Source organism: Vibrio metoecus (assembly GCF_009665255.1).
In the GTDB taxonomy this organism is placed as follows: domain Bacteria; phylum Pseudomonadota; class Gammaproteobacteria; order Enterobacterales; family Vibrionaceae; genus Vibrio; species Vibrio metoecus_B.
Genome location: NZ_CP035686.1, coordinates 478,561 through 499,443 on the forward strand (window position 1 = coordinate 478,561; position 20,883 = coordinate 499,443).

General features: G+C 47.5%; 18 protein-coding genes. 17 read left to right on the forward strand and 1 reads right to left on the reverse strand.

Features of this window, described 5'->3' with window-relative positions; all coding sequences use genetic code 11:
• Positions 1-17 precede the first annotated feature (17 nt).
• The 17 genes from EPB59_RS02195 to EPB59_RS02275 all read left to right on the forward strand — a co-directional run bounded on the left by EPB59_RS02195 (position 18) and on the right by EPB59_RS02275 (position 19,244).
• Complete coding sequence (locus EPB59_RS02195) at positions 18-770, forward strand: polyprenyl diphosphate synthase (protein ID WP_001180537.1); 753 nt, start codon at positions 18-20, stop codon at positions 768-770.
• 17 nt (positions 771-787) lie between these two features.
• Positions 788-1,630 carry a phosphatidate cytidylyltransferase gene (locus EPB59_RS02200; protein WP_000813570.1) on the forward strand — a complete coding sequence of 281 codons (843 nt, stop codon included), beginning with the start codon at positions 788-790 and terminating at the stop codon, positions 1,628-1,630.
• 46 nt (positions 1,631-1,676) lie between these two features.
• Entirely contained in the window at positions 1,677-2,885 is a 1,209-nt protein-coding gene (gene ispC, locus EPB59_RS02205) for a 1-deoxy-D-xylulose-5-phosphate reductoisomerase (RefSeq protein ID WP_154171464.1), read from the forward strand.
• Entirely contained in the window at positions 2,882-4,240 is a 1,359-nt protein-coding gene (gene rseP / locus EPB59_RS02210; protein ID WP_154171465.1) for a sigma E protease regulator RseP, read from the forward strand. Before ispC ends, rseP begins: the two co-directional genes overlap by 4 nt.
• A 48-nt stretch (positions 4,241-4,288) precedes the next feature.
• On the forward strand, positions 4,289-6,700 hold the full coding sequence (bamA, locus tag EPB59_RS02215; protein WP_154171466.1) for an outer membrane protein assembly factor BamA: 2,412 nt from the start codon (positions 4,289-4,291) through the stop codon (positions 6,698-6,700).
• A 14-nt stretch (positions 6,701-6,714) separates the two neighbouring features.
• Entirely contained in the window at positions 6,715-7,224 is a 510-nt protein-coding gene (locus EPB59_RS02220; protein ID WP_055029149.1) for an OmpH family outer membrane protein, read from the forward strand.
• 9 nt (positions 7,225-7,233) lie between these two features.
• Positions 7,234-8,286, forward strand: a complete 1,053-nt coding sequence (lpxD, locus tag EPB59_RS02225) for a UDP-3-O-(3-hydroxymyristoyl)glucosamine N-acyltransferase (RefSeq protein ID WP_154171467.1) — start codon at positions 7,234-7,236, stop codon at positions 8,284-8,286.
• Positions 8,287-8,394: 108 nt separating this feature from the next.
• Positions 8,395-8,826 carry a 3-hydroxyacyl-ACP dehydratase FabZ gene (gene fabZ, locus EPB59_RS02230; RefSeq protein ID WP_009355382.1) on the forward strand — a complete coding sequence of 144 codons (432 nt, stop codon included), beginning with the start codon at positions 8,395-8,397 and terminating at the stop codon, positions 8,824-8,826.
• A gap of 1 nt (position 8,827) precedes the next feature.
• On the forward strand, positions 8,828-9,616 hold the full coding sequence (lpxA, locus tag EPB59_RS02235) for an acyl-ACP--UDP-N-acetylglucosamine O-acyltransferase (RefSeq protein WP_055051402.1): 789 nt from the start codon (positions 8,828-8,830) through the stop codon (positions 9,614-9,616).
• A 147-nt stretch (positions 9,617-9,763) separates the two neighbouring features.
• Positions 9,764-10,903 carry a lipid-A-disaccharide synthase gene (gene lpxB / locus EPB59_RS02240; protein ID WP_154171468.1) on the forward strand — a complete coding sequence of 380 codons (1,140 nt, stop codon included), beginning with the start codon at positions 9,764-9,766 and terminating at the stop codon, positions 10,901-10,903.
• A gap of 24 nt (positions 10,904-10,927) precedes the next feature.
• On the forward strand, positions 10,928-11,548 hold the full coding sequence (rnhB, locus tag EPB59_RS02245; RefSeq protein WP_154171469.1) for a ribonuclease HII: 621 nt from the start codon (positions 10,928-10,930) through the stop codon (positions 11,546-11,548).
• A gap of 38 nt (positions 11,549-11,586) precedes the next feature.
• Entirely contained in the window at positions 11,587-15,066 is a 3,480-nt protein-coding gene (gene dnaE, locus EPB59_RS02250) for a DNA polymerase III subunit alpha (protein WP_154171470.1), read from the forward strand.
• A 54-nt stretch (positions 15,067-15,120) separates the two neighbouring features.
• Positions 15,121-16,080, forward strand: a complete 960-nt coding sequence (gene accA / locus EPB59_RS02255) for an acetyl-CoA carboxylase carboxyl transferase subunit alpha (protein ID WP_055051398.1) — start codon at positions 15,121-15,123, stop codon at positions 16,078-16,080.
• A gap of 122 nt (positions 16,081-16,202) precedes the next feature.
• Positions 16,203-17,525, forward strand: coding sequence for a tRNA lysidine(34) synthetase TilS (gene tilS, locus EPB59_RS02260; RefSeq protein ID WP_154171471.1), 1,323 nt, complete (start codon positions 16,203-16,205; stop codon positions 17,523-17,525).
• 35 nt (positions 17,526-17,560) lie between these two features.
• Complete coding sequence (locus tag EPB59_RS02265; RefSeq protein WP_154171472.1) at positions 17,561-17,884, forward strand: c-type cytochrome; 324 nt, start codon at positions 17,561-17,563, stop codon at positions 17,882-17,884.
• A gap of 103 nt (positions 17,885-17,987) precedes the next feature.
• Positions 17,988-18,326 carry a nitrogen regulatory protein P-II gene (gene glnB / locus EPB59_RS02270; RefSeq protein ID WP_000717796.1) on the forward strand — a complete coding sequence of 113 codons (339 nt, stop codon included), beginning with the start codon at positions 17,988-17,990 and terminating at the stop codon, positions 18,324-18,326.
• Between the two features lie 72 nt (positions 18,327-18,398).
• The gene (locus tag EPB59_RS02275) at positions 18,399-19,244 is read left to right on the forward strand and encodes an endonuclease/exonuclease/phosphatase family protein (protein ID WP_055051395.1); all 846 of its coding nucleotides are present in this window, start codon (positions 18,399-18,401) and stop codon (positions 19,242-19,244) included.
• 20 nt (positions 19,245-19,264) lie between these two features.
• On the opposite strand, the gene EPB59_RS02280 is transcribed toward EPB59_RS02275, so the two are convergent.
• Positions 19,265-20,860 carry a lytic transglycosylase gene (locus EPB59_RS02280; RefSeq protein ID WP_055051394.1) on the reverse strand — a complete coding sequence of 532 codons (1,596 nt, stop codon included), beginning with the start codon at positions 20,858-20,860 and terminating at the stop codon, positions 19,265-19,267.
• Positions 20,861-20,883 lie beyond the last annotated feature (23 nt).

Genomic DNA, 20,883 nt, shown 5'->3' on the forward strand with positions numbered 1-20,883 from the left:
TGTTCGTTGTGTTTCTTATGCAAAATCTATCTCTTTCCCAAGATGTATTACCTAAGCATATTGCCATCATTATGGATGGGAATGGTCGCTGGGCGAAAGCACAGGGAAAACCGCGAGTGTTTGGCCATAAAAATGGTGTTGCTGCGGTTCGCAAAACAATTTCTACTTCTGCTCGTCTAGGGATCCAAGCGATTACCCTGTTTGCCTTTAGCAGTGAAAACTGGCGTCGACCAGAAGAAGAAGTGGGCGTGCTGATGGAACTCTTTATCACGGTGCTTTCTACCGAGATAAAAAAACTGCATAAAAATAACCTTCGTCTACGCGTGATTGGAGATAAAAGCCGCTTTAGTGAGCGCTTACAATCGAAAATAGCGCAAGCCGAACAATTAACGGCTAGCAATACGGGCATGGTGGTGAACATTGCTGCGAATTACGGTGGTCAGTGGGACATTTTGCAAGCTACCCAAGCACTAGCAGCAAAAGTCACACAAGGTGAATTACAGCCAACCGATATTGATGAAGCCGTGTTTAAGCAACATCTCACAATGGCCGATCTGCCGGATGTGGACTTGTTGATCCGTACTAGCGGAGAGTGCCGCATTAGTAATTTTATGCTTTGGCAACTTGCCTACGCAGAAATGTATTTTACTCCAGTCTTCTGGCCTGAATTCGATGAAAACTGCCTGATTGAAGCAGTGACTTGGTTTGTTAATCGCGAGCGCCGTTTTGGCTGCACTGGTGAACAAATCAAGGCATTGATGGAAAACTGAATATAGGACTTCTCAATTTGAAGCAGCGAATCATTACAGCGCTTGTTCTCGCGCCTTTGGTGATCCTTGGCATTATCTATTTGCCTTTTGCTTGGTTTATGCTGGCGCTTGCCGTGGTGACTTTACTTGGGTTCTGGGAATGGACTCAGTTTGTGAATCAGCCATCACGGATTCTGGCAATGATCCCTGCGCTAGTGTGTGGTGGGATCAGTCTTGCATTGATTGATTTTGAATTTCCAGCCATCGGTAATATTAGTGCGCCCCATTTTGCCGTGCTGGGTCTCGGTGGGATATGGTGGTTGGTTGCGAGCGGCTTAGCGATCACTTATCCACGCTCTCGTCCGTTATGGGAACACTCAAGCAGTGTACGCCACCTCTTTGGATTGCTGACGCTAGTGCCATTCTTTTGGAGTGTGCTGTTTTTGCGCGCTCATTCTTACCTCGCCGATCCTTTTTATGGCGCAAAACTTGTGCTCTTCGTCTGTTTTCTGGTTTGGGCCGCAGACAGCGGGGCCTATTTTGTGGGAAAAAGTCTAGGTAAACACAAAATGGCGCCCGCAGTCAGTCCCAATAAAACCATTGAAGGGTTAGTCGGTGGCGTGGTTACGGCTATGCTCGTAGGGTACTGGGTTGCTGAAGGGTTTGGCCTTCAATTTAGCTCTATGCCGGCAATGTTGTTGATTATTTTGCTGACCGTGGTGATTTCAGTGTTGGGCGATCTGGTCGAAAGTATGTTTAAACGTGTCTCTGGCATTAAAGACAGCAGCAATATCATACCGGGACATGGCGGCATTTTGGATCGAATTGATAGCCTGACGGCTGCTTTCCCAGTGTTTACACTTCTCTATTTCTTGTTCTAATCATCGGGCTGCCCAGGCAGCCTGATGCACAATAGCGGTTTTCACTATGCGTAAACTAACCATCTTAGGCGCCACCGGTTCGATTGGAGCCAGCACCCTTAAAGTGATTGCCCAAAATCCACAGCAGTTTTCGATTGTTGCTTTAGTTGCTGGGGGCAATGTGGCCAAAATGCACCAGCTTTGCCAGCAATGGCAACCTAAATATGCGGTGATGGCAACGGCTCAGGCGGCAGCCGAGTTGCAACAGTTACTAAAAAGTCATGCGATCCCCACTGAAGTCTTATACGGTGAACAAGCGATGTGCCAAGTCGCGGCGCTGGATGAAGTGGATACGGTCATGGCGGCGATTGTCGGTGCGGCGGGTTTGTTACCCACGATGGCGGCGGTGAAAGCGGGCAAACGAGTGTTGCTCGCCAATAAAGAGGCATTGGTCATGTCTGGCCAACTGTTTATTGATGCTGTGGCGCAATCGGGCGCGGAGTTAATGCCGGTTGATAGTGAGCATAATGCTATTTTTCAATGTTTACCGCGTGAGATCCAAACACAGCTTGGCCGCTGTGATTTATCGCAGCATGGCATCAGCCATATTTTACTGACGGGTTCAGGTGGTCCATTCCGCTACAGCGATCTCTCCACCTTAGAGAGTGTGACTCCCGAACAGGCGATTGCTCATCCTAACTGGTCAATGGGGCCTAAGATCTCCGTTGATTCTGCCACCATGATGAACAAAGGCCTCGAATACATTGAAGCTAAGTGGTTGTTTAATACATCGCGTGAACAGCTTAAGGTGTTGATTCACCCTCAATCCGTGATCCATTCTATGGTTCAATACCAAGATGGATCAGTGATTGCGCAGTTGGGGGAGCCCGATATGGCAACCCCGATCTCCTATGCAATGGCTTATCCAGAACGGGTGACAGCCGGTGTACCAGCGCTTGATTTTACGCGTTTGCAGCAACTGACTTTTATGGATGTCGATTTTGCTCGTTACCCATGCTTGCAATTGGCCATGGATGCTTGTTTCCTAGGCCAGCATGCGACGACCTCGCTCAATGCTGCGAATGAAGTCGCGGTTGACGCCTTTTTAAAACGGAAAATACGTTTCACTGACATCGCCGCGATCAATGATCAGGTATTGTCTAAGGTCTGTGCGACCAATACCGAGTTACATTGCAGTGACTTGGAAAGCCTGCTTGAGCTAGATACAATGGCCCGACATTTTGCCCACCAAGTATTGAAAGAGCGTCAACCATGAACGACATCTTATGGAACTTCATCGCCTTTATTGTTGCGCTAGGCATTTTAGTGGCAGTGCATGAATTTGGACATTTCTGGGTCGCCAGACGTTGCGGTGTAAAAGTTGAAAAATTCTCCATCGGTTTTGGTAAATCGATTTGGAAACGCATGGGACGTGATGGCACCGAATATAGCCTATCGATGATCCCGCTTGGCGGTTACGTCAAAATGTTGGATGGACGGGTCGATGATGTTCCTGCCGAACAACAGGCTATGGCGTTTGATAAGCAATCGCTTTGGAAACGCTCAGCAATTGTAAGTGCAGGCCCTCTCTTCAATTTTCTGTTTGCTATCTTTGCCTATTGGCTGATGTTTATGATCGGTGTCCCTGCGGTCAAGCCTGTGATTGGCGAAGTGACACCATACTCGATTGCGGCTCAAGCGGGCCTTGAGTCGGGCATGGAGATTAAAGCGGTCTCTGGCGTGACTACCCCAGATTGGGAGTCGGTGAATATGGGCTTGGTTGGTCATATTGGTGATGACAGTATGACGCTTACCGTTTCACTAGCAGAAGGCGTTGGATTCGACGAAATCAAGACAATTAATCTGCATGATTGGAACTTTGACCCAGAAACAGAGTCTGCTATGAGGGCGCTTGGCTTTAAGCCATTTACTCCTGAAATATCAAACCAATTGGTTAGTGTGGCAGCACAAGGTGCTGGTGAACGATCTGGGTTGCAAGTGGGTGATATTCTTTTGCAAATCAATGGGCAAGCAATTGAACATTGGCAGCAGGTTGTGAATGCCATTCAAAATCATCCTAACGCGCCGCTCCCTGTTGTGGTTGAGCGCGCTGGGCAAAAAATTGAACTCTCACTGACGCCAGATAGTCGTGAACTTTCGCAAGGAAAAGTGATCGGCTTTGCGGGAATCGCACCAAAAGTCGCAGAATGGCCGCAAAGCTATCGATTTGAATTGCAATTTGGTGTATTTGAGTCGCTGGGCAAAGCCGTTGAAAAAAGTGGGCAAGTGATTGACCTGACGGTCAGTATGTTAAAAAAACTGCTAGTAGGGGATGTGGGGTTGAACAACCTTAGCGGCCCGATTTCTATTGCCAAAGGCGCAGGTACAACCGCGGACTATGGTTTTGTCTACTTTTTAGGTTTTTTAGCGTTGATCAGCATTAACCTTGGCATTATTAATTTGGTGCCACTGCCAATGTTGGATGGGGGTCATCTGCTGTTTTTCATAATTGAAGCGGTAATTCGTCGACCAGTACCTGAAAAGGTGCAGGAAATGGGTTACCGGATTGGTGGTGCCATCATTTTCTCTTTAATGGCCGTTGCAATCTTTAACGATTTTACTCGCCTGTGATTGATAAACATTAGGCAAGAGTTGTAGTAAGGAAGAACTCAAAACAATATGGCGATGAAACAGATTCTGCTCGCGACATTGCTTGCCACGAGCGTGTCGGCAAATAGTGCCGAAAAATTTGTGGTACAGGACATCCAGATTAATGGCCTGCAACGGGTGGCGTTAGGTGCTGCATTACTGAAAATGCCCGTTCGGGTTGGCGATAGCGTTGATTCACAAGATGTCGCTAACATTATCAAGGCATTGTACACCTCCGGAAACTTTGAAGATGTCAAAGTGCTGCGTGATGGCAATACTTTAGTCGTCCAAGTGAAAGAGCGTCCAACGATTGCGAGCGTGTCATTCTCTGGCAATAAAGCGATCAAAGAAGATCAGCTCAAACAAAACTTGGAAGCCTCAAATATCCGAGTTGGTGAGGCGCTCGATCGCACCACGTTAAGCAATATCGAAAAAGGCTTAGAGGATTTCTACTACAGTGTGGGTAAATACAACGCGACCGTAAAAGCGGTTGTGACACCACTGCCTCGTAATCGTGCGGACCTCAAATTTGTCTTTACTGAGGGCGTTTCAGCCAAGATCCAGCAAATTAACTTCATCGGTAACCAAGTGTTTAGCGATGAAGAGCTGTTGTCGCGTTTTAACCTCAATGTGGATGTGTCTTGGTGGAATTTCTTAGCCGATGATAAGTACAAGAAGCAGGTATTGGCGGGTGATATTGAAGCACTGCGTACCTACTATCTCGATCGTGGTTATTTGAAGTTTCAGGTCGATAGCACACAAGTCGCGATTTCTCCCGATAAAAAGGGTGTTTACATTACGCTCAACCTGAATGAGGGCGAGCCGTACACGGTGAGCAAAGTGCAGTTCCGTGGTGAACTGATGGGCAAAGAAGCTGAGTTCACCTCTCTCATCCCATTTGAAATCGGAGAAACCTACAATGGTTCTTCGGTGACAAGGCTTGAGGAAAGTGTCAAGAAAGTATTGGGTGAGGCGGGATATGCCTATCCTCAAGTGCGCACTATTCCTGAGTTTGATGATGAAAAGCAGCAAGTATCACTGGTGGTTCATGTTGAAGCGGGTAAACGTATTTATGTGCGTGATATTCGTTTTGTCGGCAATAACAGCACCCGTGATGAAGTGCTACGCCGTGAAATGCGTCAAATGGAAGGCTCATGGCTGAATTCGAAAGATATTGAAACGGGTAAAACTCGTCTTAATCGTCTAGGCTTCTTTGAAACGGTAGAAGTACAAACTGTTCGAGTCCCCGGCAGCGAAGACCAAGTTGACTTAGTCTATAGCGTGAAAGAAGCGAACTCCGGCAGTGTTAACTTTGGTATCGGTTACGGCACGGAATCAGGTGTGAGTTTCCAAGTCGGTTTGAAGCAAGATAACTTCCTAGGCAGTGGTAATCTGGTTGGCATCAACGCGATGATCAACGATTATCAGAAAAACCTGACCTTGGAATACCGAGACCCCTACTGGAACCTTGATGGTGTCAGTTTAGGTGGTAAAGTTTTCTACAACCAGTTCGAAGCCTCTGAAGCGGGTATCGTTGACTATACCAACGAAAGCTACGGGATGAATCTCACTTGGGGTTTCCCATTTGATGAATTGAATCGTGTCGAGTTCGGGGTTGGATATACCCACAATAAACTGGGTAACCTAACACCATACTTACAGGTGGAAAAATTCCTTGCGGCGCAGTCGAATAATATCGATTCAGAAGGCAACCTGTTAACCAACGATTTTGATTTCAACCTGTCATGGACGCGCAATAACCTAAACAGCAGTTATTTCCCGACAGCAGGTAACCATCAACGTGCTTCGTACAAAATGACCGTGCCGGGCTCTGATGCTCAGTACTTCAAGCTGCAATACGATGTGCGCCAATACTTCCCGTTAACCAAAAAGCATGAGTTTACCCTGCTACTGCGTGGACGTTTAGGTTATGGGAATGGCTACGGCCAAACCGATGGAAAAGATAACTTGTTCCCATTTTATGAGAACTTCTATGCGGGCGGCTTTACCTCATTACGTGGTTTTGGGTCAAACTCTGCAGGTCCTAAAGCGGTGTACCGTGATTATTCCGGTTCAAATAATGGCTCGGATACAGCGACGGATGACTCTGTGGGTGGCAACGCTATCGCATTGGCGAGCGTGGAACTGATTGTACCAACTCCATTTGCTTCGGATGAAGTACGCAATCAAATTCGTACCAGCATTTTCTACGATATGGCGAGCGTGTGGGATACCGAGTTTGATTATCGTAATCATGCTGCCTATGGCGACCAGTATTACTACGACTACTCAGATCCAACGAAGTATCGCTCATCTTACGGCGTTGCTTTGCAGTGGGTTTCACCAATGGGACCACTGGTGTTTTCACTGGCTAAACCTATTAAAATTTATGAGGGTGACAATGAGGAATTCTTCACCTTCACTATCGGAAGAACCTTCTAGGAGAGGAACATATTTTGAAAAACATGATCAAAGCAGCCGGTCTTGGCCTAATTATTCTTAGCTCATCTATGGTGGCTAATGCGGCTGATGCAGCGCAGAAAATTGGCTACATCAATACTGCGCAGGTGTTCCAAGCCTTGCCTCAGCGTGAAGTTGTTTTGCAAAAAATGCAGAGTGAGTTCAAAGATAAAGCGGCTGAACTGCAAGCGATTCAAGCCGATGCAAAAACCAAAATTGAAAAGCTAAAGCGTGATGGTGAATTGATGAGTCAAGATGAAGTAGAAAAACTTCGTATTGAAATTGGTCAATTAGACAGCAAATTCAAAATTAAATCTCAGGCTCTTGAGCAAGCATCTGCCCGTCGCGAAGCCGAAGAGAAGCAAAAACTGTTTAAAGTCATTCAAGATGCCGTAAAAAAAGTGGCAGAGAAAGAAGGCTACGACATCGTGATTGATACTAGCGCAATGCAATACGGCAAGCCTGAGCACAATCTGTCTGAAAAAGTGATTAAAGCCATTAAATAATCGAACATTATGACTACATTAACTTTAGCCGAATTGGCTACCATCACCGGGGGGGAGTTACACGGTGATCCAACCGCACTAGTCAGTGCAGTTGCGCCTATGGATAAGGCACAGCTTGGGAATGTGACATTTCTGTCTAATCCCAAATACAGTAAGCACCTAAGTGGGTGTAAAGCCACCGTCATTATGGTTAAAGCCAGTGAACGTGAACTTTGCCCTGGTAACACTTTAGTTGTTGCCGATCCTTATGTGGCTTTTGCCAAAGTGACTCAGGCGTTAGATTCTACCCCTGCACCAGCACACGGTATTGCTCCAAGTGCGGTGATTGCTGAAGATGCGAAGTTAGGTAGCAACGTTTCGATTGGTGCTAATGCCGTGATTGAATCAGGCGTACAGCTTGGTGATAACGTAGTCGTTGGCGCGGGTTGTTTTATTGGTAAGCAGGCGCGTTTGGGTGATAACACCAAACTCTGGGCCAATGTCACCATCTATCATAAGGTAGAGATTGGTTCAGACTGCTTAATTCAATCCGGTACTGTGATTGGTTCTGATGGTTTTGGTTACGCCAATGAACGTGGCGAATGGATCAAAATTCCTCAGTTAGGTTCGGTTCGTATTGGTGATCGCGTAGAAATCGGTGCTTGTACCACTATCGATCGTGGCGCGTTGGATGACACGGTGATTGAAGATAACGTGATCATCGATAACCAACTGCAAATCGCTCATAACGTGCACATCGGATATGGTAGTGCGCTGGCGGGTGGTACCATTATCGCCGGCAGCACACGTATCGGTAAGTACTGTATTATTGGTGGCGCTAGCGTGATTAACGGCCATATCGAAATTGCCGATGGGGTGACCATCACTGGCATGGGTATGGTAATGCGCAGCATCGAGGAGAAGGGGATGTACTCCTCTGGTATTCCTCTGCAAACCAACAAAGAGTGGCGTAAAACCGCTGCTCGGGTACACCGCATTGAAGATATGCATAAGCGACTGAAAGCTCTAGAAAAACAGCTTGAGCAATCAGACACTGAGCAGCCTGATAATTCACAAGCGTAATTGGCTGACACCAAAGGCTCGCATCTTGCGAGTCTTTTCGCTGTTGGGTATCCCCTTATTTATTTTTACACAAACAGGATGATGACTTTGACTACTGACAAGAAAACGATGAACATCACTGAAATTCAATCGCTTCTTCCGCACCGCTATCCATTTTTGCTGATCGATCGTGTGACCGATTATGAAGAAGGCAAGTATCTGATTGGTTTGAAAAATGTTTCAGTGAACGAGCCTCAGTTTACCGGTCATTTCCCACAACTGCCGGTTTTTCCCGGCGTATTGATTTTAGAAGCCATGGCGCAAGCCACTGGCTTATTGGCGTTTAAAACCTTTGGTGCGCCAAAAGAAAATGAACTGTACTACTTTGCAAGCATTGATGAAGCGAAGTTCCGTAAGCCAGTTACCCCAGGCGATCAACTGATGATTGAAGTTGAATTTCTAAAAGAGCGCCGCGGTATTGCGCTGTTTAACGGTGTTGCCAGAGTGGATGGTGATGTCGTTTGTTCAGCTCAACTGAAATGCGCACGTCGAGAGTTTTAAGATGATTCACGAAACTGCACAAATTCACCCAACTTCTGTAGTGGAAGATGGAGCCATTATTGGCGCTAACGTAAAAATTGGTCCTTTTTGTTATGTGGACGGTAAGGTTGAAATCGGTGAAGGCACCGAGCTCATGTCTCATGTCGTTGTCAAAGGTCCAACTAAAATTGGTTGTTTCAACCGTATTTTTCAGTTTGCTTCAATTGGTGAAGCGTGTCAGGACCTGAAATACGCAGGTGAAGATACTCAACTCATCATTGGCGATCGCAATACCATTCGTGAAAGCGTGACGATGCACCGTGGTACGGTACAAGACAAAGGCATCACTATCGTGGGTAGCGACAACCTATTTATGATCAATGCTCACGTTGCGCATGACTGTGTGATTGGTGATCGCTGTATTTTTGCCAATAACGCCACGTTGGCGGGTCACGTAAAAGTAGGCAACCAAGCGATTATCGGCGGTATGTCAGCGATTCATCAGTTCTGCCATATTGGCGACCACTGTATGTTGGGTGGCGGTTCTATCGTGGTACAAGATGTTCCACCTTACGTGATGGCGCAAGGTAACCACTGTGCACCTTTCGGTATTAACGTGGAAGGCTTGAAACGTCGTGGCTTTGAAAAGGCTGAAATTCATGCAATTCGCCGCGCGTACAAATCGCTGTACCGCAATGGCTTGACGCTAGAAGCCGCAAAAGCCGAAATTGCTCAAGAAGCAGAACAGTTCCCAAGTGTGAAAGTGTTCCTCGATTTTCTTGAGAAATCCGAGCGTGGCATCATTCGCTGATCGGTTGGTGCTCATTCACTTACTTAGTGCAGTGAATTGACGGATAAATTGAAAGATCGCTGCGACTCTCAGCGATCTTTTTGCATTTTTAGCCTCTACTGGCTTGCAGTCCAGAGAAGAGTCTCTTTCAACGGTGGAGAAAATAGAGTGAACAGACCATTACGGATTGGCATAGTTGCAGGCGAGCTCTCGGGTGATACCTTGGGGGAAGGCTTCATCAAAGCGGTGCGTTCGCGTTACCCAGATGCTGAATTTGTCGGTATCGGTGGGCCGAAAATGATCGCACTCGGCTGTGAGTCTCTGTTTGATATGGAAGAACTCGCCGTTATGGGATTAGTCGAAGTGCTTGGGCGTTTGCCGCGATTGCTGAAAGTGAAAGCCGAACTGGTCAAATATTTCACTTCGAATCCGCCGGATGTGTTTGTCGGCATTGATGCCCCTGATTTTAACTTACGCCTTGAACTGAGTCTTAAACAAGCCGGGATCAAAACGGTGCATTATGTCAGCCCATCGGTCTGGGCATGGCGACAAAATCGTATTCATGGCATTGCGGCAGCCACCAATCTGGTGTTGGCTTTTCTGCCGTTTGAGAAAGCGTTTTACGACAAATTCAATGTGCCTTGCGAGTTTATCGGCCATACCTTAGCGGACTCCATCCCATTAGAGTCTGATAAGTTGGTCGCTCGGCAGTTATTGGGACTAGATGAACAGCGCCGCTGGTTAGCGGTATTGCCGGGTAGCCGTGGTGGCGAAATGAAAATGCTCGCCGAACCGTTTATTAAAACGTGCCAAAAGTTGCAGGCGCGCTATCCAGATCTTGGCTTTGTGGTGGCTTTGGTGAATGCCAAACGCCGTGCACAATTTGAAGAAGTGTGGAAGCAAGTCGCTCCTGAGCTGAATTTTGTGTTGGTGGATGATACCGCGCGCAATGTGATTACGGCATCCGATGCCGTCATGCTGGCTTCAGGAACCGTTGCACTGGAATGTATGTTGATTAAGCGCCCCATGGTGGTTGGCTATCGCGTGAATGCCTTTACGGCGTTTCTGGCTAAACACCTGCTGAAAACACCTTATGTCTCCTTACCGAATATTTTGGCTGGCGAAGAGTTGGTGAAAGAGCTGCTGCAAGATGATTGCACAGTCGACAATCTTTGCCATGAAGTGAGCCGTTTGCTCGATAACGACAACCACGCCTTGATGAGTAAATTCACCGAAATGCATCAATGGATCCGTAAAAATGCGGATCAGCAAGCGGCGCAAGCTGTGCTGCATTTGATTCAGAAATAAAATTAACCAGATTGAGAAAACAACATGGCGAAGAAACCAAGCATTGAGCTGCCTCCCTTTGAGATTCCGGCTGGTTATGCCTTGATTGCGGGAGTGGATGAAGTGGGGCGAGGTCCTCTTGTTGGGGATGTGGTTACTGCGGCGGTTATCCTTGACCCTAATCGGCCGATTGTGGGCTTGAATGACTCCAAAAAGCTCAGTGAGAAAAAACGTTTAGCGTTGTTTCCTGAGATTCAAGAAAAAGCCTTAGCTTGGTCTGTTGGTCGCTGTTCTCCAGAAGAAATCGATGAACTGAACATCTTCCAAGCGACTATGGTTGCGATGCAGCGCGCGGTGGCGGGATTGGCTGTGCAGCCAGATTTGGTGTTGGTGGATGGTAATAAAGTCCCCAAACTGCCGATGGAGGCACAAGCCGTAGTCAAAGGCGATCTGCGCGTGGCGCAAATCAGCGCAGCTTCGATTATTGCCAAAGTGATCCGCGATCACGAGATGGAAGAGTTGGATAAACAATACCCTCAATTTGGTTTTGCCAAACACAAAGGTTACCCAACCGCGGCGCATTTCGCCGCCATCGAGCAGCATGGCGTGATTGAGCAGCATCGTAAAAGTTTTGGCCCAGTAAAACGTGCTCTTGGTATAGAATAGAGCGCAATTGCGTTTCCTAAGATTTGGATATTCCTTGCATGTCAGACCCAAAGTTCATCCACTTACGTGTTCACAGTGATTTCTCAATGGTGGATGGTTTGTCCAAAGTCCCGCCATTGGTAAAAAAAGTGGCGGCAATGGGCATGCCAGCAATGGCGTTGACCGATTTCACTAACTTGTGTGGCTTGGTTAAGTTTTACAGCACCGCGCATAATTGCGGGATCAAGCCGATCATCGGTGCCGATTTCATGCTGCAATCGGAAGAGTTTGGTGATGAACTGACCAAGCTGACGCTGCTTGCCAAAAATAACATCGGTTATAAAAACCTCACCTTATTGATTTCCAAAGCCTATTTGCGCGGCCATGTTCAACATCAACCTGTACTTGATAAAGCATGGTTGATTGAGCACGCCGAAGGCTTGATTGTGCTTTCGGGGGGCAAAAGTGGGGAAGTCGGACGTGCTTTGTTAAAAGGCAACCAACAACAAGTTGAGAAGTGTCTTGAGTTTTACCAAAACCACTTTGCCGACCACTTCTATTTAGAATTAATTCGCACCGGACGTGCGGATGAAGAGAGCTATCTTCATTTTGCACTCGATGTTGCCGAGCAGTATGAATTGCCCGTTGTCGCGACCAATGAAGTGGTATTTATTACTGAAGAATCGTTTGAAGCGCATGAAATTCGAGTGGCGATTCATGATGGTTACACGCTTGAAGATCCGCGCCGCCCGAAAAATTACAGCCCTAAACAATATCTGCGCACCGAAGCGGAAATGTGCGAGCTGTTTGCGGATATTCCCGAAGCACTGGAAAACAGTGTGGAGATTGCCAAGCGTTGTAACGTAACGGTGCGCTTGGGCGAATATTTCCTGCCTAACTTCCCAACCGAAGGGATGGCGATTGAAGACTTCCTCGTCATGAAATCCCGTGAAGGTTTGGAAGAACGACTCGAATTTCTTTTCCCAGATCCAGAAGTCCGTGCCAAGCGTCGCCCTGAATATGATGAGCGACTGCAAATTGAGCTCGATGTAATCAACCAGATGGGTTTCCCTGGTTACTTCTTGATCGTGATGGAGTTTATCCAGTGGTCAAAAGATAACGATATTCCGGTAGGGCCGGGGCGTGGTTCGGGTGCCGGCTCATTAGTCGCGTACGCACTGAAAATCACCGACCTTGATCCGCTGGAATATGATCTGCTGTTCGAACGTTTCTTGAACCCAGAGCGGGTATCTATGCCCGACTTTGACGTCGATTTCTGTATGGATAAGCGTGACCAAGTGATTGATCACGTAGCGGAAATGTATGGTCGTGATGCGGTATCACAAATCATCACCTTCGGTACCATGGCGGCGAAAGCGGTCATTCGCGATGTGGGGCGCGTGCTTGGTCATCCGTTCGGTTTTGTCGATCGCATTTCTAAATTAGTGCCACCCGATCCGGGCATGACACTCGAAAAAGCCTTTATCGCTGAGCCTGCACTGCAAGAGCTGTATGATGCGGATGAGGAAGTTAAAGAGCTGATCGACAAGTGTCGCATTCTAGAAGGTTGTACCCGTAACGCGGGTAAGCACGCGGGTGGTGTGGTGATTTCACCCACTGCTATCACTGACTTTGCACCGATTTACTGTGATGCGGAAGGTAACTTCCCCGTTACTCAATTCGATAAGAACGATGTAGAAACTGCCGGCTTAGTCAAATTTGACTTCTTGGGTCTACGTACCCTCACCATTATTGACTGGGCTTTGGGCTTAGTGAACCCGCGTTTGAAAAAGGCGGGCAAACCCCCCGTGCGGATTGAAGCGATCCCGCTCGATGATGCGCGCTCTTTCCGTAACCTGCAAGATGCTAAAACTACCGCGGTATTCCAGCTTGAATCGCGCGGTATGAAAGAGCTGATTAAGCGACTACAGCCTGACTGTTTTGAAGACATCATCGCTTTGGTGGCGTTGTTCCGTCCGGGGCCGTTGCAATCTGGCATGGTGGATAACTTTATCGACCGTAAACATGGTCGTGAAGCCATCTCGTATCCTGATGAAAAATGGCAGCATGAATCACTCAAAGAGATTCTAGAGCCAACGTACGGCATCATCCTCTATCAAGAACAGGTGATGCAGATTGCTCAGGTACTTTCTGGTTACACCTTGGGTGGCGCAGACATGTTGCGTCGTGCAATGGGTAAGAAAAAACCGGAAGAGATGGCCAAACAGCGCGCCGTGTTCCAAGAAGGGGCTGAAAATAACGGCGTCGATGGTGAGTTGGCGATGAAAATCTTCGATCTGGTGGAAAAGTTCGCCGGATACGGATTTAACAAATCGCACTCTGCAGCCTATGCTCTGGTGTCTTACCAAACCCTATGGTTGAAAACCCACTATCCTGCCGAGTTCATGGCCGCGGTAATGACGGCCGATATGGACAACACCGAAAAAGTGGTTGGCCTAGTGGATGAGTGTAAGAACATGGGATTGACCGTGTTGCCACCGGATATCAACTCCGGCTTGTATCGCTTTAACGTGGATGACAACGGTGCGATTGTTTACGGCATCGGTGCTATCAAAGGTGTGGGGGAAGGTCCAATTGAGGCCATTCTTGAAGCTCGTAACAAAGACGGTTACTTCAAAGATTTGTTTGATTTCTGTGCGCGAATTGATCTGAAAAAGGTCAACAAGCGCGTGATTGAAAAACTGATTTTGGCTGGTGCTCTTGATCGGCTTGGGCCACACCGTGCTGCCATGATGGCGTCAGTGGATGATGCGGTGCGGGCGGCAAGCCAACATCACCAAGCGGAAGCATTTGGTCAAGCGGATATGTTTGGTGTACTTACGGATGCACCGGAAGAGGTCGAGCAAAAATACACGCAAGTACCAGAATGGCCAGAAAAAGTACGCTTGGAAGGGGAGCGCGAGACGCTTGGGCTCTATCTCACCGGCCATCCGGTGGATGAATACCTGAAAGAGCTCACCAAATACACCAGTTGCCGTTTGAATGAAGCTGCGCCAACACGGCGTGATCAATCCTTAACCGTTGCCGGATTAGTGATTGCCGCACGAGTCATGACCACCAAACGCGGTACACGGATTGGCTTGATGACACTGGATGACCGTTCGGGGCGTATGGAAGTGATGCTCTACTCAGAAGCACTTGATCGGTATGCAGAATGGTTAGAAAAAGATAAAATTCTGGTGGTTTCCGGACAGGTCAGCTTTGATGACTTCAATGGCGGACTTAAAATGTCGGCGCGCGAGGTCATGGACTTGGGCAGCGCGCGTGAAAAATTTGCCCGCGGTTTATCGATCTCGATTTTACAGTCGCAGATTGATCAACAATTTTTTGAGCGTTTTAGTCACATACTGGAACCTCACCGCGCAGGAACCGTACCTGTCAATGTATACTACCAGCGCCCTGATGCGCGAGCGCGCCTGACGTTAGGCACAGAGTGGCGAGTCACGCCAAGCGATACATTGTTAGACGAATTAAAGCAGCTACTTGGTAACGATCAGGTAGAACTCGAATTTAACTAAAATTCAGCCAGTGCGCACTGAGGGTGGCATGGCTGAGTCACAAAGGATCGATAGATGAGCCTCAATTTTCTTGATTTTGAAAAACCGATTGTCGAACTGGAAACGAAAATTCAGGCACTGCGTGATGTTTCTCGTCACAGTACAAGTGCATCCGTAGATCTGGAGAAAGAGCTAGAGCAGCTTGAGAAGAAAAGCCTTGAGCTGAAAAAGAAAATTTTCAGTGATTTAGGTGCATGGCAAGTCGCGCAATTGGCGCGTCACCCACAGCGTCCTTACACGCTGGATTACCTCAATCATATCTTTACTGAGTTTGATGAACTGGCCGGTGATCGTGCCTACGCTGACGATAAAGCGATTGTGGGCGGTATTGCGCGTCTTGATGGCCGAGCGGTCATGGTGATTGGTCACCAGAAAGGTCGAGAAACTCGTGAAAAAGTGAAACGTAACTTCGGGATGCCAAAACCTGAAGGCTACCGCAAGGCACTTCGTTTGATGCAGATGGCAGAACGTTTCAACATGCCAATCATCACCTTCATCGATACTGCGGGTGCTTACCCAGGTGTCGGAGCGGAAGAACGCGGTCAGTCGGAAGCGATCGCTAAAAACCTCAAAGTGATGTCAGGCTTGAAAGTACCCGTAATTTGTAACGTAGTGGGTGAAGGCGGTTCTGGCGGCGCATTGGCAATTGGCGTGGGTGACTACGTGAACATGCTGCAATACTCAACTTACTCAGTGATTTCACCAGAAGGTTGTGCGTCGATTCTGTGGCGTGATTCCGACAAAGCGCCACAAGCGGCAGAAGCGATGGGTTTGATCGCCCCTCGTCTGAAAGAGCTGGAACTGATTGATGAAATCGTTGAAGAACCTCTAGGCGGCGCACATCGTAACCATAAGCAAACGGCGGAAAATCTAAAAGCCACGCTGCTGCGTCAGTTAGCGGATCTAGATACACTGGATCACGAAAACTTACTTGAGCGTCGCTATCAGCGCTTGATGAACTACGGTTACTGTTGATCCCTGAACCGATTAGGTGCAGTGAGAAATCAAAGTACAGCAAGGGTTGGCTCAGGCCAGCCCTTTTGCTTTCTGAGCCCAAGGGGTAAACTTGAGGCACTTTTTCACACGATGTTGAGCTTATGAGCGATCTTTATCCCCATTTCGTGCAGCAATTAGCGCGTTACCCCTTTCGTAAATTAGTGCTGGCGTTAAGCGGTGGGGTGGATTCGCGAGTTTTACTCTCGTTGTTAGCTCGTGGGCGTGATGAGTTTGGTTGGGATGTAGAAGCGGTTCATGTACACCATGGGCTGAGTTCGAATGCGGATCAATGGGCGCAAGATTGCCAAACTTGGTGCCAAGTAGCCAACATTTCATGCCAAATTGAGCGCGTACAATTGACGCTCGGCAGTGGTGAAAGCATTGAAAAAATGGCACGTGAAGCGCGTTATCAAGCACTATCTCAGCATGTGGGTTCAGATACTCTTTTACTGCTTGGCCAGCATGCAGATGACCAACTCGAAACCTTTTTGCTCGCGTTAAAGCGGGGGAGTGGCCCTAAAGGTTTGTCGGCAATGGCTGCCTACGCGCCTTTTGCCCAAGGCCACTTAGCTCGTCCATTATTGACCATTTCTCGCCAAGATATCGAAGCTTATGCCATGCAGAATAAGCTGAGTTGGGTCACGGACGAAAGTAACTTGGATACGCGTTACGAGCGCAATTTTTTGCGTCATCACATCACGCCCGCTCTTACAGAACGTTGGCCGAGCATTCGCCAAGCGGTACAGCGCAGTGCTGAGCTGTGTGCAGAACAAGAAGCACTCTTGCAGGAACTCTTGGCCGATGCTTTAAAAAGAGCGATTACTGAGGATGGCGGATTATCGATCCCCACACTTACTGAGAGTAGTGAGGCTGCGCGGCGACAGCTGATCCGAGCTTGGTTTGCGCATCACCGACTACCGATGCCGAGCCGTCAACACACGGAACGTATTTGGTGTGAAGTGGCGCTGGCGAGTGAGGATGCTAATCCAAAAATAAAGCTCAATAGCATTGAGGTTCGCCGTTTCCAACAGTGTTTGTATCTCGTACTGCCAGAAATTGATCTCTCAGGTTGGCGCAGTACGTTAGTGCCTGAGCAACTTTTGCTCTTGCCGCAAGGTTTAGGCCATCTTCAGTTAAGCATTAAGGCGAGTGGAAATATCAAGTTGCCCGATGACCCCAGCCAATTATGGATTAGTTTTGATCCGCAAGGGCTAGAAGCTTGTCCGGTAGGACGTAGCGGTTCGCGTAAGTTAAAGAAACTGTTTCAAGAATACGGCGTGCCAAGTTGGCTGCGGCGGCAGATCCCCATCCTCATGTACCAAGATCGGGTGGTCAGTGTTGCGGATTTATTCGTAGATCGTGATTGGAATGGGCAAGATTGTGAGTTGGTTTGGTTCAAATCTTCTAATTCTGTGCCAAAATAAATTCATAACTACCGATAATCTATAGGGATAATAAGATGGGGAAAGCAATCAAAAAAATGGCAATGGCACTTGTTCTCGGTGGAAGCTTATTGTCAGGTTCTGTGTTGGCTGGAGATGTGGCCGCAGGGCAAGCTAAGGCTGCGATTTGCGCCGCTTGCCATGGTATGGATGGGATCGCGGTGATTCCGGGTTATCCGAATTTAAAAGGTCAGAATGAACAATACATTACCACCTCGATCAAAGCGTATAAAAACAAAGAGCGCAATGGTGGCCTCGCCGTTGTTATGCAAGCGCAAGCCATGCTATTGAGTGAGGATGATATTGCCAACTTAGCGGCTTATTATTCTAGTCTGAAGTAAGCCCGCGTTTTGTTGAATGCCCAGGCTTTGCTTGGGCTTTTTATTGATTGTTATCGGTCGCTGGCAGATAATGCCGTCACTGACCGTCGTTTAAGGGATGAACATGAAAAAAATCGAAGCCATCATTAAGCCATTTAAACTCGATGATGTCCGCGAGGCATTGGCCGAAGTCGGTATCACAGGTATGACCGTGTCTGAAGTCAAAGGATTTGGCCGTCAGAAAGGACACACTGAATTGTATCGCGGTGCCGAGTATATGGTCGATTTCCTGCCCAAAGTGAAGCTAGAAATTGTCGTAACTGATGATGTTGCTGATCGCTGTGTCGATACGATTATTGAAACAGCTCAAACTGGAAAAATCGGTGATGGTAAGATCTTTATCACTAGTGTTGAACGTGTTGTGCGTATTCGTACCGGTGAAGAAGATGAGGATGCGATTTAAGCATTCATCACTACTTTGTGTGTGTTAACAATAAGGAGCTGAGGCTCCTTATTTTGTTTCTAGGAGACATCGATGAAAAAACGTTACTGGGCTATACCGCTATTACTTGTGGCGTTAGCGATAACGGCATTTTTCTCCATTTTTACTATACCCAGTCAGCCTGAACTGATCACCATCGGTCACAATCAGCAAGGAGAGCCTCTGCTGTGTTACCAAAATTCTCATGCACAAATTTTAGATAAATCACGACAAATCAATCTATTAGTATGGAATATTTACAAGCAGAATCGTCCGAGTTGGCAAACTGAGCTCTCTTTGCTCAGCGCATCTCAACAATTGTTGCTGTTACAAGAAGCGAATATGAATGAGGGACTCAAACAGTGGATTAACGATAATGGCTGGGATGGAACTCAAACACGTGCGTTTGAAGCTTTCGGGGAGGCGGCAGGAGTCATAAACCTTGCGAAAGTAATGCCGATGATGGCGTGCGCTTACACACAAGTCGAACCTTGGTTGCGGTTGCCTAAATCAGGTATTTATGCTCGTTACCGTTTAAGTAATCAGCAAGAGTTGGCGGTGGTGAATTTGCATGCTGTCAACTTTACCTATGGCACACAAGAGTACCAACAACAGCTAACGGCCCTATTTGAAGAGCTACGTTCGTTTTCTGGCCCTGTCATTGTGGCTGGAGATTTTAACAGCTGGAGTGAGGCTCGCATGGCATTATTGAGTGCTAACTTGGCTTCGATTGGCTTACAAGAAGTGGTTTTTTCCCCTGACCTCCGTACCAAGTTCATTACTGGCATGCCGTTGGATCATGTGTTTTATCGTGGCCTTGTTTTGAAAAAAGCAGAAGCGCCCAAATCGGACGCTTCTGACCATAATCCACTATTAGTAAGCTTTCAGTTAATCGACTAATATCATCGAGCTTGCACCGATTATGCGCTGAATTTAGTCACATCCACGTACAGTTTTAGCTGCTGTCCGGGTTTTAGGTACTTATTGCTCTTTAAGGTATTCCACTTAACGATGTCAGTCGTTTTCACTTTGAATTTGCTGGCAATACTACTCAATGAATCACCTGAACGGACTTTGTAAGTCACGGTACGAATAACGCCAGTCGGCTTGGTATCTTTCCATACCACCAATTTTTGCCCTTTACGCAGTGCGTCTTTAGGCGCCATGCCATTCCATTTCGCGAGCGATTGGTAAGATACGTTATATTGCTTAGCGATGCTCCATAGGCTTTCACCAGAGTTGACGGTATGAGTCACCTGATACTGTCCACGAGGTACTGACTGTGTTTTCGCCAGACGATTACTCACACTTAGAGCATAGGCTTTCTCATCTTTCACTGAAGTTGGAACAAACAGATAGCTACCAATGCGGATTTGGTTGTTAGCAATTTGGTTCGCCGCTTTGATGACTTTTGTCGTGGTGTTGTATTTATCGGCAATCGTGCTGAGCGTATCGCCAGATTTCACCTTATAACGTACTACTTTTATACCTTTGCCTCGATTTTCCTCAATGGCCGCATTAAAACGCTCGACTTTTTCTACCGGCAGTAATAACTGATGAGGTCCATTCGGGGCCGTCGCCCATTGGTTATAGGCTGGGTTTAAGCTTTGTAACTCTTTTACCGTCATGCCTGCGTATTGCGCGGCGATGGCAAGATCCAACTGCTCTTTCGGATCAACCATGGATAGCACTTGGCGGTTTTCTATTGTAGGGATAGAGATGCCGTATTTTTCCTGATTGGCGATCACATCAGCTAGCGCCATCAGTTTTGGTACATAGCTACTGGTCTCTTTAGGTAAATCGAGCGAGAAAAAGTCGATAGGTTTTCCGGCTTTTTGGTTGGCTTTGATCGCTCTGGCCACTCGCCCTTCGCCACTGTTATAAGCGGCAATTGCGTGGTACCAATCTCCGTTAAAGTGTTGGCTCAGCACCGTCATGTAATCGAGTGCAGCATCGGTGGCGGCTGAAACATCACGGCGACCGTCGTACCAGAAATTTTGTTTTAGGCCGTAGCGTTTCCCCGTTGCTGAAACAAATTGCCATAAGCCAGCGGCACTTCCATGAGAGTAGGCAAAGGGGTCAAAGGAGCTTTCTACAATCGGCAGCAGTACCAGTTCCATCGGTAGGCCACGTTGCTCGACTTTTTCGGTGATCAGATACAGAAAGGGCTCGGCACGGCTTGCAATGGCTTGCAGGTGGCCTGGGTTTTTGATGAACCATTCGCGATAAGTATCTACGCTCGGATCTTTCGGTATTCCGAGTTTTAATTGCATAGCAATGCGTTGCCATACATCGTCTTGTTCTTGTGGGGAAAGCTCCACATACTCTTCTTCTACGCTCTCGGTTGCTTCTGCTGGGAGCGTGGTCATGGTTTGTGGTTTACGCTTCTTTTTAACCTTAACAGATTGAGTGGGCGGGTTTACCGCCTGATCATCTGATGTGGTTGTATCCACAGGTTGGGGGGCTTGACAGCCGACGAGCAGCAATGCCAATACCCAACTGAATTTAACTCGCATGTAACACAGCCTTTATTCTTCAT